Below are 15,790 nucleotides of genomic sequence, written 5' to 3' on the forward strand. Positions count from 1 at the left end.
CCTCGCCACCGGTTTCCAGGATATCCGCGGCTCCGCGGTCGATCGACCGTTCGCTCAGCGCCTCGCGAGCGCGCGCAGCCGCGCCTCCAGGGCGGCGCCGTCCGGCACGAACCACACCTGGTCGCGGCGATCGGACTCGCGCACCAGGGCGCGCAGTGCTCCGCTCGCGGTCAGCTGCTCGGTCAGGTCGCCGACCACCGCCAGCGGCAGCCGGTACTGGGCGAACTTCTGCAGCACCTGCCCGGCCAGTCCGGTGCCGAGGGTGAAGAACTCCGGCGCCAGGCGGTCCACCGGCACCACCACCGCCTCGGCACCGAGGTAGGCGGCGCCGATCAGGTCGACGGCGTCCTGCTCGGTGGCCACCGGCGGCCCGGCCGGGTCGCACACCAGCACCGGTACTCCGGCTCGTTCCTCGATCACGTCACCCATCGCGTCCCTCCCGGTGCAGCAGGTCGTCGAGCACGCCCGCCAGCAGGTCCAGCGCGGCGGCCGTGCCCGCGGGCTCGCCGAGCAGCACGATCCGCAGCCGATCGCGGCGCGGATCGTGCGAGGTCTGCACGCTGATCCCGTCCGGGCCGGTGCCCGCACCCGCCAGCAGCAGGGTGCCGAGCCGGTCCGCGGCGGTACGGTCCACGCCGTCCACGTGCACGACGCTGGTGACCTCCGCCGCCGGTGCGGTCGCCGGTTCCGGTGGCAGTCCGGTGAGCGCGGCCAGCTCTGACGCGGCGATGCGGTACTGCTTGCCGATGCGCACCGCGCCGAGCCGCCCGGAGCGGATGTAGCCGCGCACGGTGCGCACGTGCAGGCCGAGTCGCTCGGCCACCTGCTCGGCGGAGTACATTTCCTGACTCATCGTTCCCCATCATAAGTCACCATGGCGAACGATGCGGAAGGTTTCAGGTGCGCAGATACGAGGCGCCGTTGACGTCGAGCACCGCGCCCGAGGACCAGGTCGCCGCCGGCGAGGCCAGGTACAGCACCGCGGAGGCGATCTCCTCCGGTGCGGCGACCCGGCCGAACGGGCTCTGCGACCGGATGTCCGCGCCCTGCTGCCCGTCCAACCGGCCCGCGACCCGTTCGGTCTCGACGAACCCCGGCGCCACCGAGGCCACCGCGATGCCGTGCGGGGCCAGCGCCACCGCCAGCGACTGGCCCAACGCGTGCAGTGCCGCCTTGCTCGCCGCGTACGCCGGGTGGTCGGGTTCGCCGCGGAACGCCCCGCGCGACCCGACGTTGACGATGCGCCCGCCCGCGCCGCGCTCGATGAGGTGCGCGGCCACCTGGTGGCTCAGGTTCGCCGCGCCCAGCAGGTTCACTTCGACGGTGCTGCGCCACGCCGCCTGCCAGTCGGCGTAGGAGGTGGTCGCCGGCGGGTGCGGGGTCATCACCGCCGCGTTGTTGACCAGCACGTCGAGCGCGCCGAGCCCGTCGACCGCCTCCCCGACCAGGCGCGGCACCTGGCCCGGGTCGGCGATGTCGGCCCGCACCAGCACGTGCCCGGAACCGGGCAGCGACTCCAAGGTGCGGGCGGCCTCCTCCGGACGGGAGGAGCAGTGCACTGCTACCCGGCCCCCGGCCTGGGCGAACGCGGTCGCGATGGCCCGCCCGATGCCGCGGGAGGCGCCGGTGACCAGCACGCCGCGCCCGGATTCGGCAGGGCGAGGAGAAGAACCCGACATGGCACTCCGATCACTGAGGTTTCTACTTCTGGCGCGAAGGGGGTGGGTGGCGGAACCTCAGCGGTTCCCTCGCTGCGGGATCGTTCTCACCGGTGGCTCCGCCACAGGCGACAACGCCGTCCTCGCGAGGGAACCGCTGAGAACCCGCGGGTGGTCGGGCTGCGTGGGTGGTCGGCGGTTCAGCGGCGTCGCCGCTGACAGGAAACCGACGACCCGCCTGGTAGAAAGGCCTGTCCCGCAGGGACGCGGACTCAGCGGGTCGACTCGAACAACTCGACGACCTCGTCGGTGGTCCCCGTCTCGCCGAGGCGCGGGAAGATCCGCTCCAGGCTGTTGCGGTGCGCCTCCGCGTCGAGGTCGGTCATCGCGTCGGTGGCGAGCGTGACGTGGTAGCCGTGCTCGTGCGCGGCGCGCGCGGTGGATTCCACGCCGAGGCTGGTGGCGATGCCGCTCAGCACGATCTGGGTGACGCCGCGGCGCCGCAGCTGCACGTCCAGGTCGGTGCCGTGGAAGGCGCCCCAGTTCCGCTTGGTCACCACGATGTCGGCGGGGTGCCCGGCGAGCTCGTCGATGATCCGGTCCCAGCCTTCCGGGAACTCGCGGCGGCCGGCGCCCGCGGAGGTGCGGCCGGGCGCGGCGTCGGCACCGTCGGCGGCGAAGCTGACCCGCACCAGCACGACCGGGGCGTCGTGCTCGCGGAAGACCTCGGCGAGCCGGACGCAGCGCTGCACCACGTCGGCGGCGGTGTGCGGGGTGCCTGGCGCGCCGGTGATGCCGTTCTGCAGGTCGATGACGACCAGCGCGGTGCGCGGGTCGAGCGTGCTCAGGGACATGGGTGGACCTTTCCGGTGGTGTTCGTCCGATGGATCACCGCGCCGCCGCGGGCCCGAGGCTCCGCAACGTGCGGTCGAGCACCGTCACCACCAGCAGCAGGGCGGCGACGGCGATCAGGAACAGGGCGAGGCCGTGCAGCCCGGTGGTGTCGGCACCACCGGAGAGGAAACCGCCGCCCGCGGCGGCCGCGACCATCGCCCCGACGTAGGTGAAGGTGCGCAGCAACCCGGCCGAGGAACCCATCCGCTCCGGATCGGCCTGGTGGTAGAGCGCCTTCTGGTTGGCGAGGCTGATCAGCCCCTGCGGGATGCCGACGACGACCGCGATCGCCACCAGCAGCCAGATCCCGCTGCGCGCGCCGACGGCCAGCAGCAACGCGCAGGCCACCAGCTGGGCCAGGCCGCCGACGAGCAGCTTGCCGCGAACGCCGTCGCTGCGGCCGGTGGTGCTGGACACGACGATGCCGGTCAGGAACATCGGCAGCAGCACCAGCCCGGATTCGGTGGGGGTGAGCCCGCGGCCCTGCTCCATCCACTGGGTGAAGCCGAACAGGAACGCGTAGGAGACGGTGAACGCCAGCAGCGTCCGCGCGAAGGTGCCCAGCACCGGCAGGTTCCCGGCCAGCACCCGCAGGTCCAGGAACGGTTCCGCCGCGCGCAGCTCCCGCACCGCGAACCCCGCTCCGGCGGCGACCGCGAGCACGGGCAGGTACCAGTGCCCGGCGCCGGGTTCCATCAGGAACAGCAGCAACGCGCTCAGCGTCGCCGCGAACAGCGCGATGCCGGGCACGTCCAGCGAACCCGAACCGGACTCCTGCCCGCCACCGCGCGGCAGCCGCAGCGCGCCGAGCACCAGGCAGGCCAGCGACAGCGGGATGTTCACCGCGAACACGGTGCGCCAGCCGCCGAACCCGATCAGCAGCCCGCCGAGGGTGGGGCCGACCACGGCGATGGTCTGCGCGGAGATCGCCAGCGCCGTCAGCACCCCGTTCGGACTGTCCTGCCCGGTGCGCCGCGCTTCGCTGCGGATCAGGTGCATCGCCGCCGGATAGCCCGCGCAGGTGCCGAAACCGATCAGCACCCGCGCGACGACGAGCACCCCCAGGTTCGGCGCCAGCGCCCCGAGCACCCCGGCGATGCCGAGCAGCGCCGCACCGGCGAGGAACAGCCGCCGCGGGCCGTGCAGGTCCACGAGCCTGCCGACCACGGGCTGGCCGACGGCGGTGGCCAGGTACAGCGCGGAGACCAGCCACGCCGTCTCGGCGGGTGGCGCGCCGAGCGCGGCGCCGATCGGCACCAGCGCCACGGCGATCATGGAGGAGTTCACCGGGTTCAGCGCCGAGCCGAGCACCATCGGGGCGATCAGCCTGCGGTCGAACCGCTCTTGCTCGGTGGCGGTCACTGCTCCGCGACCCGTTCCAGCAGCGCCATCGCCTCGATGATCACGTGCCGTTCCTGTTCGGTGCACCGCTCCTGCAGCGCGGCGGTGAGCCATTCGCGGCGCGCCTGCCGGTCGCCTTCGGCGCGGCTCCGGCCCGCTTCGCTGAGCGTGATGAGCTGCCTGCGGCCGTCCGACGGGTCGGGCCTGCGCTCGATGAGCCCGTGCTGGTCGAGGGCGGCGAGCGTGCTGGCCATCGACTGGGGCCGCACCCCTTCGGCGACCGCGAGCACGCTGGCCGAGGAATCGCCCTCCTTGCCGAGCCGGGTGAGCACCGAGGTCTGCGAGGGGGTGAGGTCGTCGCCGACGGCGAGCTCGCGCAGCCTGCGCCGCAGCCTGCCGACCACCACCCGCACCTCGCGGGAGGCGCGCACCGCCGAATCGTCGTTCCCGGTTCCCGTCATGCCCCCATGGTAATTTCGACAGCCTGAACTGTCCAGTCCAGACTGTTCAGTTTCGGCTGCGCGAAATGCGCGATCCGGACCTTCCGCCGCGCGAACTGGTAGAAGGGCGGTATGAGCGAACAGCAGGTGCGGGTGGCCGACCACCCCGAACGCGACCGGTTTGAGATCACCGTCGACGGCGAGCTCGCCGGATTCGCCGACTACCGGCGCACCCCCGGGCACGTCGACCTGGTGCACACCGAGATCGACCCCGCCCACCAGGGAGTCGGGCTCGCCGGGACGCTCGCGAAGACCGCGCTCGACTCGCTGCGCGCCGAAGGGGTCCAGGTCACGCCGTCCTGCTCCTACATCGCCGCCTACATCCGCAAGCACCCCGACTACCTCGACCTGGTGCCCGAATCCGCCCGCGCCGACCTCTGATCGCGCGGGCTACCGTCGTGCCGTGAGCAACACCGAACCGGACCCCGCCGAACGCACCGTCTGCGACGGCCCGCCCACCGGCGCCGCCGAACCCCGCGCGGACCTGCTCGAACCGCGCGACGTGCCGCTGGGCGGGCCGCGGGCGATGCGGGTCCGGCGCACCCTGCCGCACCGGGACCTGCGCATGGTCGGCGCCTGGTGCTTCGTGGACTCCTACGGGCCCACCGACCTCGGCGGCGGGCCCGGCATGCAGGTGCCCCCGCACCCGCACATCGGGTTGCAGACCGTCAGCTGGCTGCTCGACGGCGAGATCCTGCACCAGGACAGCCTCGGCAACGCGCGGCTGGTGCGGCCCGGGCAGCTGAACCTGATGACCGCGGGCCGCGGCATCGCCCACTCCGAACAGACCCCCGTCGAGCACTCCCCGGTGCTGCACGGCGTGCAGCTGTGGATCGCCCAGCCCGAACGGGACCGGCACGGGCCCGCCCACTTCGAGCAGCACGCCGACCTGCCGGTGCTCACCGAGGACGGCGGCCGCATCACCGTGATCAACGGTGAGCTCGGCGGCGCCACCTCACCGGCCCGCGCCTACACCCCGCTGGTCGGAGCCGAGATCGCGCTGCGCCCCGGCGGGCGGGTCCGGCTGCCGCTGCGCTCGGACTTCGAGCACGCGGTGCTGGCGCTGTCCGACCCGGTCGAGGTCGACGGCACCCGCCTCACCACCGGCGCGCTGCTGCACCTCGGCGACGGGCGCCGCGACGTGCTGCTGACCGCGGAGTCCGCGAGCCGGGCGCTGCTGATCGGCGGGACGCCGTTCGACGAGGAACTGGTCATGTGGTGGAACTTCGTCGCCCGCACCCACGAGGAGGTCCTCGAAGCCCGCCGCGACTGGGAGGCCGAGCGCACCGGCGGCGCCTCAGATCGGTTCGGCTCCGCCGACCGGTTCGGACTCGTGCCCGGCTACGACGGCGCCGCGCTGCCCGCACCCGAACCGCCCCGCGCGCGGTTGCGCGCCCGCCCCAGGTCCCGGCGCCTGGAGCGCTGACCGGCTCATCGGTCCCGGTCGGACCAGACGATCTCGCCGTCGACGATCGCCGACGTCGGGGACAGGCCCACCGCGCGGGCGACCGCGCTGGACCGCCGGTGCCCGGGATGGATGTGCGCGGTCAGCTCGCCGACGCCCTGCTCGTGCAGCCAGCCGGTCATGGCCAGCGCCGCCTCCCGCGCGTACCCGTGTCCCTGGTGCTCGGTGCCGACGACCCAGGCGAGCGCGGCCCGCAGCAGCTCCGGCTCCGGTCGGGTGAGCGTGGCCTGCACCGTGCCGCGGACCCGCCCGTCGCCGCGGTCGCGCAGGATCCAGTTCAGCCAGCCCTGCTCGCCGTCCGGGGAACGCCCCGCCACCTGCCAGCGGTAGCGCGCCGCGAGCTCGTCGGGGGAACGCGGCGCACCACCGGTCCACTCGTGCAGCCGCACGTCGTCGAGGACCGGCGCGGTCTCCCGCGCGTGCTCGACCCGCAGCGGTTCCAGCCGCAAGCGGACCGTCAGCAGCGGCGCGGCGGCCGGCCAGGCCGCGAGATCGGACACGCCGCGGATCGTAGCCGCGCACGCCACCTCCGGCCGCGCACCCGTCACCAGGGCCCGTCGACCACCGGCTCGGGCCCGGCGGTGCACACGTGGCCGTCGCCGTGCTCGGGCCAGCCCGGATCGCCAGTGGTCGCGAACGACACCCACGCCCCGTGCAGCCGATCCGCCAGCTCCCGGTCCGGCGCCTCGCCCAGCAGCCCGGCCGGGCCGGTGGCGACCGCCAGGTTGTGGAACACGAACGGCAGTTCCAAGCCGTGGCAGGCGCCCAACCGGCCGTCGAACCGCGGGGAGCGCCAGGTGAACTCGGCGACGTGGGTGCGCCCACCGGAATCGCGGTGGCGCGCGGCGAACTCCCGGGCGGGCAGCCGGAACACCAGGTCGGTGAGCGCCGCCGACAGCGCCTCGCCCGCCGGGCGGCTGCCCAGCCCGTAGTCCGCCAGCACCCCCGCCGCATCCGGGTGCGAAGCCGCGAGCACGGCGACGGCCTGCTCATCGGTGGTCGTGTCGACGACGCCGGTGGCGACCAGGTACAGCGCCATCTCCTCCCGGCAGGTGCTCACCAGCACGTCGATCCCGGCCGCGCTGCCCGCGGCGACCGCCTCGCCCGGCGGCACCGGCAGCACGTCGTCGCCGTGCACCGGCAGGAACGCGCTGAGCCCGAACGACGGGTCGTGGCCGTGCTCGTCGCGCAGGTCCGGGCCACCGCCGGGAGCCATGACCGCTGCTTGCGCGGCCAGCAGCTCCCGGGATCCGACCCGCCGGAACGCCTCCGCCGTCGCGGCGATGCCCAGCTGCCGCGCCAGCGCCTCGACCAGCACCCGGCCGAGCCGCCGCTCGCGGGTCATGCCGGGGTGCCCGCTTTGCACGATCGCCCGGTCCACCACGCCGTCCAGCAGCGGCGAGCCGAGCAGGTCCGCGATGCTCATCGCCCCGGAGGACTGCCCGCACACGGTCACGTTGCCCGGGTCGCCGCCGAACGCGGCCGCGTTGTCCCGCACCCAGCGCAGCGCGGCGAGCTGGTCGCGCAACCCCACGTTGGTCTCGCCGATCGGCGCGAAGCCCTCCGCGCCCAACCGGTGGTTGATCGCGATCAGCACCACCCCGGAGCGGGCGAACGCGGCCCCGTCGTAGAGCGGCGCCGCACCGCTGCCGCTGACGAACGCGCCGCCGTGCACGAACACCAACACCGGCAGCCCGCCGCCGTCCTGGTCCGGCCGGGTGATCTCGGCGGTCAGGTAGTCCGCGCCGCCGGACCACTCCGGACCGCGCAGCACCGAGGTGTCCAACCCCGGCAGCTCCCGGCCCGCCTGCTGCGGCGCCACCGGCCCCACCCGGTCCGCCGCCCGCACCCCGTCCCAGCGCGGAGCCGGTCGCGGTGCCGCGAACCGCAGGTCACCGGTGGGCGCGGCCGCGTAGGGCACCGCGCGGAAGCGCACCACCCCGTCGCCGCGGATCCCGCGCACGCGGCCCGAAGTGGTGCTGACGATCGGTTCTCCCACGTCCTGCTCCTGTTCCCGCTCGCCCGCTCGAGTCGGACGGATCACGCCTCGATCACCGGCCGTCCCGGCGAGGCCCGCTGATCGAGTCGGTGGACCTCGATACCGTGGCGATCATGACCAACCCCACGTCGTCCTGGGCGGACGGGCCGCTGCTGGCGTTCGACCTCGAAACCACCGGAACCGACACCGGGACCGACCGGATCGTCACCGGCACCCTGATCTCCATCGTGCCCGGCCGCGACCCGCAGGTCCGCACCTGGCTGGCCGACCCCGGCGTGGAGATCCCCGCCGAGGCCGCCGAAGTGCACGGCATCAGCACCGAGCACGCCCGCGAGCACGGCCGCCCCGCCGCGGAGGTCGCCGCCGAGATCGCCGAGTTCCTCACCGACGCCTGGCACCCGACCCGACCGCTGTGCGTGTTCAACGCACCGTTCGACCTGTCGCTGCTGGACGCCGAGCTGCGCCGCCACCACGGGCGGAAGCTGGAGGTCACCGGGCCGGTGGTCGATCCGCGCTGCCTGGACAAGCGCTTCGACCGCTACCGCAAGGGCAAGCGCACCCTCGGCGCCCTGTGCGAGCACTACCGGGTGCGGCTGGATTCCGCGCACGACGCCACCGCCGACGCGCTGGCCTGCGCCCGCCTGGCGTGGCGCCTGGCCAAGAACCACCCGGACGAGATCGGCACCCGCGTCCTCACCGCCCTGCACGAGGACCAGACCGGCTGGCACCGCGACCAGCAGCACGACTTCGCCGGATTCCTGGACCGGCAGGCCGACCGCGCCACCGATACCGCCGAAGCCGACGGGCTCCGCGCCCGCGCGGCCGACGTGCGCGCCCGCGCCGAGCACTGGCCGCTGGCACCGGCCCCCGAACCGGCCTGACGGCGAGTGGGGGAACGGGTGCGGCGGCGGTTGCTGCGCCCGGAGCAGCCGCGCTGTCGGGATCTCGACATCGGGGCCGAACCGGTTCGGCGCACTCCTACGGTGAGCGCTTTCCCGCAGGTGACGCGGCCGAACGGGCCGCCGAACCGGCTCGTTCCCCGATTCCGAAGGACGTGCTGTGCCAAGCCCCGAACTCCCCGACACCCACCGCGATCCGCGGTGGCGCCGCCGCGCCGTGACGGCCGCGGCCGCACTCCTGGCCGCGGGCACCGCCACCCCGGCCACCCCGACCGCCGCGGCCGACGCGCCCGCGGGCGCGCAGACCCCGTTCACCTCGCTGGAAGCCGAGGACGCCGAGACCAACGGCACCGTCCTGGGCCCGGACCTCACCCAGGGCAGCCTCGCCTCCGAGGCATCCGGGCGGCGGGCGGTGGTCCTGGACGGTCCCGGCCGGTACGTCGAGTTCACCCTCGGCGCCGACGCGAACGCGCTGACCGTCTCCGGCAACGTCCCGGACGGCGTCGAGGGCACGGTGGCGGTCTCGGTCAACGGCGAACGCCTCGACACCCCGCTGCGGGTCACCAGCGAGTACTCCTACCTCGACACCCCGGACATCGACGGGTCGCAGACCCACCACCTGTTCGACCACGCTCGTCTGCTGCTGGACCGCGATCTGCACGCCGGGGACGTGGTGCGGCTCGAACCGGACACGGTGCCGTCCTACGCGGTCGACGTCGCCGACTTCGAACAGGTCGCCCCCGCCCCCGAGGCGCCGCAGGGCTCGGTGTCGGTGCTCGACACCGGCGCCGACCCGACCGGCGCCGAGGACTCCGCGGCCGCGTTCACCACCGCGATCGAGCAGGCCAGGTCCGCGGGCACCGAGGTGTGGGTGCCCGAAGGCCGGTTCCGCGTCGACTCGCCGCTGGCCGTCGAACAGGTCTCGATCATCGGAGCGGGGCCGTGGCGCTCGGTGCTGCTGAGCTCGCACCTGATCGACCAGACGGTGTCCGCCGGCGGGGTGCGGCTGCGCGACTTCGCCGTGCTCGGCGACGTCACCGACCGGGTGGACGACTCCCCGGACAACTTCGCCACCGGCAGCCTCGGCGCGGGCTCCGAGGTCACCGGGCTGTGGCTGCAGCACCTCAAGGTCGGCATGTGGCTGACCGGGAACAACGACGACCTGCTCGTCGAGGGCAACCGCATCCTCGACACCACCGCCGACGGCATCAACCTCAACGGTTCCGCCCGCGGAGTGCGGGTGCGGGACAACTTCCTGCGCAACACCGGCGACGACGCGCTGGCCATGTGGTCGCTGAACGCACCCGACACCGGCAGTTCCTTCACGGGCAACACCGTGATCGCCCCGAACCTCGCCAACGGCATCGCCGTCTACGGCGGCACCGACCTGCAGGTGCGGGACAACCTGGTCGCCGACACCAACGCGCTGGGCAGCGGGATCGCGATCTCCAACCAGGCGTTCGCGGAACCGTTCTTCCCGCTCAGCGGCACGATCGAGGTGACCGGCAACGAGCTGGTGCGCACCGGGGCGATGAACCCGAACCTGCGGCACCCGATGGGGGCGCTGCGGGTGGACGCGTACGACTCGCCGATCGAGGCCGAGGTCCGGATCGCGGACACGACCGCCGTCGACAGCCCCTACTCGGTGTTCGAGTTCCTCTCCGGCGGCGGGCAGGGCCACGAGGTCCGCGGCGTCACCGTCGAGGGCGCCGCGCTGCACGGCGTCGGCACCGTCGTCGTGCAGGCCGAGACCGGCGGCGACGCGCGGTTCGAGCAGGTCACCGCGGAGTCCGTGGGCGCGGCCGGGGTCTACAACTGTCCGGATCAGGGGACGTTCACCGTCGACCTGGGCTCGGGCAACAGCGGCTGGGACGGCACCTGGCCGTGCGGGACGTGGCCCGAACCGTGATCGGCGGCGGGGCTCCCCGGGCCGGTTCCCGGCGAGGCCCGCGCACGCAGCGAACAGGGCGGGCCCCTCGCGACGACCGAAACCCCGGGTCATCGACACGGACCGTGAGCACGAAGGTGCCCGATCCGTCCCGCAATGTCGGCACGACCGCTCACGGTCGGCGACCAGTGGCGGGGGTGTGGCGGGGAACGCATCCCGCTTCTGGCCCTAGCGCCCGCACTGATCGCCGCAGCTGAGGACGATGTTCAGCACTGGCCGTGACAGTCCGCGGCGGATCACCCACATTTCGCGCCCACTCGGGTGGTGCTTTACCGGTCCGTTACCGGTAGGGTCTGATCCGCCGGTGGGTCACCCACTGGTGGTACTGGCCGTTTGCTCCCCGCAGAGTCGATACGGATGACACTTCAAGACGATCTAGTTCGCCCCTGGTTCCAGCCGGCGGTCCCGCCCGAGCAGCAGGACCGTTCGCGGCCCGATGCCGGACCGGTGACCACTCGCTTCGTCGGAGAACTGCCCCTCGATGCGGCACCGGCACCGTCCGCCTCCTCCGGCACCGCCCGCCCGGCGGCGCGCCCGGAGGACTTCCTGCCCCGCCCGGACGCACCGGCGCCGCGGCCGGATCGAGTCGAGGTGACCCAGCCCTACATCCCGGCGATCCGGGACGAGCGGCCGGAGTTCGCCAAGCGGCTCAACCCGGACCCGCCGACCGCGCGGGCGGGCACCACCGAGGAGGTGCCCCCGAAGACCCCGTCCGGCACGCTCGCCGACCTCATCCCGGTGACCCCGCCGGAGGCCCCCGCGGCCCCGCCGGTCCCGGACACCGCGGCCGCGCCGCCCGCGAAGGCCCCGGCTCGGCAGCAGCCCGCGAAGCGCCGCAGCCTCGCGCGCAGAGTGGTGCGCCGCATCATCGGTCCGGACCTGTTGCGCAAGGACCCGCCGAAGAAGCGCCGCTGACGCTTTCCCGACGACGCGGCGGCCGAGCCCGATCCCGGTGCTCGGCCGCCGCGTCGTCGCATGTGCGGCCACCGGTCGCCCCCGCTCCCCCGGGACCCGTCCCGCCGCGCACCGCCGGAGGTCACCGTTGAACCAGCCGTCCCCCGCAGACCGGTTCGACCGGGTCGTGGCCCGGTTGCGGGCGGCGGGCTGCGTGTTCGCCGAGGACGAGGCGCGGCTGCTGCTCGCGGCGACCGACGACCCGGCCGAGCTCGCGGAACTGGTGCGGCGACGCGTCGACGGCCTGCCGTTGGAGCAGGTGCTGGGCTGGGCGGAGTTCCTCGGGCTGCGCATCGTGGTCGAGCCGGGCGTGTTCGTGCCGCGGCGGCGCACCGAACTCCTCGCCCGCGAGGCCATCGCCGCCGCCCGCGAGTCCGGGCCGCGGCCGCTGGTGGTGGACCTGTGCTGCGGTTCCGGCGCGGTGGGTGCGGCCGTGCTGGCCGCCGTGCCCGCCGCGCAGGTGCACGCCGCCGACGTCGACGCGGCCGCGGTGCGCTGCGCCCGGCGCAACCTGCCCGCCGACCGGGTGCACGCCGGGGACCTGGACGAGGCGCTGCCCGCCGCGCTGCGCGGCCGGGTCGACGTGCTGGCCGTCAACGCCCCGTACGTGCCGACCGAGCGGATCCCGCTGATGCCGCCGGAGGCCCGCGAGCACGAGCCGGCGACCGCCCTCGACGGTGGCGCCGACGGGCTCGCCCTGCACCGGCGGGTCGCCGCGGTGGCGCCGGGACTGCTCGCCCCCGGCGGGGTGCTGCTGATCGAGACGAGCACCGAACAGGCCGCCGGGACCGCCGCTGCGCTGCGCGCGCACGGGCTGCTCCCGCGCACCGTCGATGACCCGGACGTGGCGGGCACCGTGGTCCGCGGCACCACCCGCTGACCTCGCCCGATGCGGAAACGCATGCGCATCCGGCAGTCCCGGAATCTGGAAGATGTTGCGCCCCAGGGGGGTCGGCTCAGTAATCTGATCCGATCTTCCCACCGGTCGACGACTATCCACAAAGGACACAGATGCCGTTGATCACCGACCCGGCGACGACGCCGGTGCTCGCCGACAGCGTTCGGCTCGCCGACGACGGTGTGCACCTGCTGGACCGCCGGGTGTTCCCGTTCGAACGCACCTGGGTGCACGCCCGCGACGTCGAGCAGGTCGCCCGCGCCATCGAGGACATGGTCACCCAGTCCAGCGGCCCCTACTTCGCCGCGCTGTGGGGCATGGCGCTGGCCGCCCGCCACGCCGCCGCCGACGCCCCCGACCAGGTCACCGAACGGGTGCGGGCTGCCGCGGACCGGCTCATCGCCACCCGGCCCACCAACGACCACCAGCGGCTCGCCGCGGACTTCGTCCTCGACGCCGTCGCCGCGGCCCGCGCCCGCGGCGAGGACTCCCCGGACGCGCTCGCCGCCGCCGCGCTCGCCGGAGCCCGCGCGGGCGACGCCGACTACAGGGGGCGCAGCCGCGCCATGGGCGAAGCCGCCGCGCGGCTGCTGCCCGACGGCGCCCGGGTGCTCACCCACTGCTGGGGCGACCTGTACCTGACCGAGACCGTCGCCGCCGCCCAGCGGGCCGGCAAGGAACTCACCTTCTACTGCACCGAGACCCGCCCCTACCTGCAGGGCGCGCGGCTCACCGCCGAGACCCTCGCCGAGATGGGCGTGCCCACCACGCTGATCACCGACGGCATGGGCGCGTCGCTGTTCAGCCGCGGCGAGGTCGACGCGCTGATCACCGCCAGCGACCGGGTCACCCTCGACGGGCACGTCATCAACAAGGTCGGCACCCTGCAGCTCGCCGTCGCCGCGCACGCCTTCGGCGTGCCGTACCACGCGCTGTGCCACGAACCGGACCCGAAGTCCCCCACCGCCGCCGACGTGCCCATCGAGCACCGCGACGGCGACGAAGTGCTGCACACCCTCGGGCGGCGCACCGCCAGCGAACGCGTCCAGGGTCACTACCCCGCGTTCGACGTGACCCCGCCGCGGTTCGTCACCACCGTCGTCACCGACCAGGGCCCGTTCGCCCCCGGCGAGCTCACCGCCTACCAGCACACCAGTCCCGACCAGGGGGAACAGGCATGACCGACCCGGTAACGGCCCGCTGGGTCGTCATCGACATCGAAGGCACGGTCACCCCGACCAGCCAGGTCCACGAGGTCCTCTACGACTACGCCCGGCCTCGGCTCGGCCCGTGGATCGACACCCACCCCGACGACCCCGAGGTCGGGGACGCCGTGGCCGCGGTGCGCGCCGAAGCGGACCTGCCCGCCGACGCCGGAACCGACGCCGTGGTCGCCGTGCTGCACGAGTGGATGGACGCCGACCGCAAGGCCACCCCGCTGAAAACCCTGCAAGGGCTCATCTGGCGGCAGGGCTACGCCGACGCCGAACTGACCACCCAGCTGTTCCCCGACGTCGTCGGCGCCCTGCTGCACTTCCAGGACCAGGGCGCGGGGCTCGCGGTGTTCTCCTCCGGATCGGTCGCCGCGCAGATCGCGTCGTTCTCGCACACCGGCGACGGGGACCTGCGGCACCTGTTCCGCCACCACTTCGACACCGCCAACGCCGGGCCCAAGCGGGAGGCGCGGTCCTACCGGGCGATGACCGAAGTCCTCGGCGCCGACCCCGGCGACGTGCTGTTCGCCTCCGACGTGCCCGCCGAGCTCGACGCCGCCGCCGAAGCCGGGTGGCGCACCGTCGGCCTCGCCCGCCCCGGCGAACCGTTCGCCGACGCCGACTTCGGCGACCACCGCAGCGTCACCACCTTCGACGACATCAGCATCGAGGTGCCCGCATGAGCACCCCCGTCACCACCGCCGAACTCGACACCGCCGGAGCGGCGCTCGCCGCCGAATCCGCGCGCTTCGCCGCGCTCGGCTGGATGCGCGGCACCTCCGGGAACCTGTCGGTCACCCTGCGCACCGACCCGCTGCGGCTCGCGGTCACCACCAGCGGCCGCGACAAGGGCGAGCTCACCCCGCAGGACGTGGTCGTCGTCGACGCCGCGGGAGCTGCCGTGCCCGACCAGCCGCGCCCGGACCAGCGGCCCTCCGCCGAAGCGGGCCTGCACGCGCGCGTCGCCGCCCGCTCCGGCGCCGGAGCCGTGGTGCACGTGCACATCACCGCCCCGGTCCTCGCCGCCGAGCGCTGGTCCGGCGGGATCGTGCTGCGCGACCTGGAAATGCTCAAAGGACTCGGCCGCGGCGCCCACGACGACGAGGTCACCGTGCCCGTCGTGCCCAACGGCCAGGACATGGCCTGGCTCGGCGACCGCTTCGAGGAGGTCTTCGACCCGGCCACCCCCGCGCTGGTCGTCGCCGGGCACGGCGTGTACGTGTGGGGCGACGACCTCGCCCAGGCGCGGCACCGCACCGAATGCCTGGAATGGCTGACCTCGTACGCCCTCGCCGCGGACCAGCCGCACCACGTGAACAGGAGAACCGCATGACCCTGCTGACCGTCTGGGACGACACCGACCCGAGCACCGCCACCCTGCGCACCGAAGACCCCGCCGAGATCGGTGGCGTCCTCAAGGAGTTCGGCGTCCGCTTCGAACGCTGGCCGCTGCGGGAACTGCCCGCCGACGCCACCTCCGAGCAGGTCCTCGACGCCTACCGGTCCGAAGTGGACCAGGTCATCGACAGCGAGGGCTACATCAAGGTCGACGCGATCGCGATGAAGCCCTCCGCCGACCCGGAGTGGCCCGCGCAGGCCAAGGCCGCCCGCGAGAAGTTCCTGTCCGAGCACACCCACGACGACGACGAGGACCGGTTCTTCGCCCGCGGCGCCGGGGTGTTCTACCTGCACCTCGACGGCAAGGTGTACGGCGTGCTGTGCGAAGCCGGGGACCTGCTCAGCGTGCCCGCCAACACCACGCACTGGTTCGACATGGGCACCAGCCCCGACTTCGTGTCGATCCGCTTCTTCCACGACGACGACGGGTGGATCGGGGAGTTCCTGAACACCGACACCGCGGAGAAGTTCCCCACCTTCGACGAGCTGATGGCTACCCGCTGAGGAGCGGTTCTCCCGGTTCCTGCTGGGAAGTGGGTCGGGTGGCGGAACCTCAGCGGCGTTCTCGCTGCGGGATCGTTTTCACCGGTGGCTCCGCCACAGGCGAAAACGCTGTCCTCGC

General features: G+C 73.9%; 18 protein-coding genes. 10 read left to right on the top strand and 8 right to left on the bottom strand.

Features of this window, described 5'->3' with window-relative positions; all coding sequences use genetic code 11:
- Positions 1-54 precede the first annotated feature (54 nt).
- From ABZ805_RS24415 to ABZ805_RS24440, 6 genes are all read right to left on the bottom strand, one after another.
- Positions 55-429: a DUF4180 domain-containing protein gene (locus tag ABZ805_RS24415; protein ID WP_358444633.1), complete on the bottom strand. Its 375-nt coding sequence runs from the start codon at positions 427-429 to the stop codon at positions 55-57.
- Positions 422-853 (bottom strand): helix-turn-helix domain-containing protein, encoded by a 432-nt coding sequence (locus ABZ805_RS24420; protein ID WP_358444635.1) that lies wholly within the window; start codon positions 851-853, stop codon positions 422-424. Before ABZ805_RS24420 ends, ABZ805_RS24415 begins: the two co-directional genes overlap by 8 nt.
- A 43-nt stretch (positions 854-896) precedes the next feature.
- Entirely contained in the window at positions 897-1,679 is a 783-nt protein-coding gene (locus tag ABZ805_RS24425; RefSeq protein WP_358444637.1) for an SDR family oxidoreductase, read from the bottom strand.
- A 251-nt stretch (positions 1,680-1,930) separates the two neighbouring features.
- On the bottom strand, positions 1,931-2,512 hold the full coding sequence (locus ABZ805_RS24430) for a hydrolase (RefSeq protein WP_358444639.1): 582 nt from the start codon (positions 2,510-2,512) through the stop codon (positions 1,931-1,933).
- 34 nt (positions 2,513-2,546) lie between these two features.
- The gene (locus ABZ805_RS24435) at positions 2,547-3,914 is read right to left on the bottom strand and encodes an MFS transporter (protein ID WP_358444641.1); all 1,368 of its coding nucleotides are present in this window, start codon (positions 3,912-3,914) and stop codon (positions 2,547-2,549) included.
- Positions 3,911-4,354, bottom strand: coding sequence for a MarR family transcriptional regulator (locus ABZ805_RS24440; RefSeq protein WP_358444643.1), 444 nt, complete (start codon positions 4,352-4,354; stop codon positions 3,911-3,913). The genes ABZ805_RS24435 and ABZ805_RS24440 overlap by 4 nt, the downstream gene beginning before the upstream one ends.
- Positions 4,355-4,465: 111 nt before the next feature.
- On the opposite strand from ABZ805_RS24440, the gene ABZ805_RS24445 reads away from it, so the two are divergent.
- Together ABZ805_RS24445 and ABZ805_RS24450 are read left to right on the top strand one after the other, a co-directional pair.
- A complete protein-coding gene (locus ABZ805_RS24445) occupies positions 4,466-4,774 on the top strand; it encodes a GNAT family N-acetyltransferase (protein ID WP_358444646.1) in 309 nt (102 codons plus the stop codon).
- Positions 4,775-4,796: 22 nt separating this feature from the next.
- A complete protein-coding gene (locus ABZ805_RS24450) occupies positions 4,797-5,819 on the top strand; it encodes a pirin family protein (protein ID WP_358444649.1) in 1,023 nt (340 codons plus the stop codon).
- A 5-nt stretch (positions 5,820-5,824) separates the two neighbouring features.
- Here the strand turns inward: ABZ805_RS24450 and ABZ805_RS24455 are convergent, their stop codons facing one another.
- Complete coding sequence (locus tag ABZ805_RS24455; protein ID WP_358444651.1) at positions 5,825-6,358, bottom strand: GNAT family N-acetyltransferase; 534 nt, start codon at positions 6,356-6,358, stop codon at positions 5,825-5,827.
- Positions 6,359-6,402: 44 nt separating this feature from the next.
- Entirely contained in the window at positions 6,403-7,857 is a 1,455-nt protein-coding gene (locus ABZ805_RS24460; RefSeq protein WP_358444654.1) for a carboxylesterase family protein, read from the bottom strand.
- Positions 7,858-7,970: 113 nt separating this feature from the next.
- Here ABZ805_RS24460 and ABZ805_RS24465 point away from each other — a divergent pair, with 113 nt between their 5' ends.
- The 8 genes from ABZ805_RS24465 (at position 7,971) to ABZ805_RS24500 (ending at position 15,672) form a co-directional block, all read left to right on the top strand.
- Positions 7,971-8,738, top strand: a complete 768-nt coding sequence (locus tag ABZ805_RS24465; protein WP_358444656.1) for an exonuclease domain-containing protein — start codon at positions 7,971-7,973, stop codon at positions 8,736-8,738.
- A gap of 178 nt (positions 8,739-8,916) precedes the next feature.
- Positions 8,917-10,665 (top strand): glycosyl hydrolase family 28-related protein, encoded by a 1,749-nt coding sequence (locus tag ABZ805_RS24470; RefSeq protein ID WP_358444659.1) that lies wholly within the window; start codon positions 8,917-8,919, stop codon positions 10,663-10,665.
- A gap of 486 nt (positions 10,666-11,151) precedes the next feature.
- Positions 11,152-11,619: a hypothetical protein gene (locus tag ABZ805_RS24475; RefSeq protein WP_358444662.1), complete on the top strand. Its 468-nt coding sequence runs from the start codon at positions 11,152-11,154 to the stop codon at positions 11,617-11,619.
- A gap of 127 nt (positions 11,620-11,746) precedes the next feature.
- A complete protein-coding gene (locus tag ABZ805_RS24480) occupies positions 11,747-12,538 on the top strand; it encodes a putative protein N(5)-glutamine methyltransferase (protein WP_358444665.1) in 792 nt (263 codons plus the stop codon).
- A gap of 131 nt (positions 12,539-12,669) precedes the next feature.
- Positions 12,670-13,737, top strand: a complete 1,068-nt coding sequence (locus tag ABZ805_RS24485; RefSeq protein ID WP_358444668.1) for a s-methyl-5-thioribose-1-phosphate isomerase — start codon at positions 12,670-12,672, stop codon at positions 13,735-13,737.
- Positions 13,734-14,453 (top strand): acireductone synthase, encoded by a 720-nt coding sequence (gene mtnC, locus ABZ805_RS24490; RefSeq protein ID WP_358444671.1) that lies wholly within the window; start codon positions 13,734-13,736, stop codon positions 14,451-14,453. Before ABZ805_RS24485 ends, mtnC begins: the two co-directional genes overlap by 4 nt.
- A complete protein-coding gene (gene mtnB, locus ABZ805_RS24495; protein ID WP_358444673.1) occupies positions 14,450-15,103 on the top strand; it encodes a methylthioribulose 1-phosphate dehydratase in 654 nt (217 codons plus the stop codon). The genes mtnC and mtnB overlap by 4 nt, the downstream gene beginning before the upstream one ends.
- Positions 15,100-15,672, top strand: coding sequence for a cupin (locus ABZ805_RS24500; protein WP_358444676.1), 573 nt, complete (start codon positions 15,100-15,102; stop codon positions 15,670-15,672). The genes mtnB and ABZ805_RS24500 overlap by 4 nt, the downstream gene beginning before the upstream one ends.
- Positions 15,673-15,790: the final 118 nt, after the last annotated feature.

It is taken from the genome of Saccharopolyspora sp. NPDC047091 (assembly GCF_040643635.1).
GTDB lineage: Bacteria > Actinomycetota > Actinomycetes > Mycobacteriales > Pseudonocardiaceae > Saccharopolyspora_C.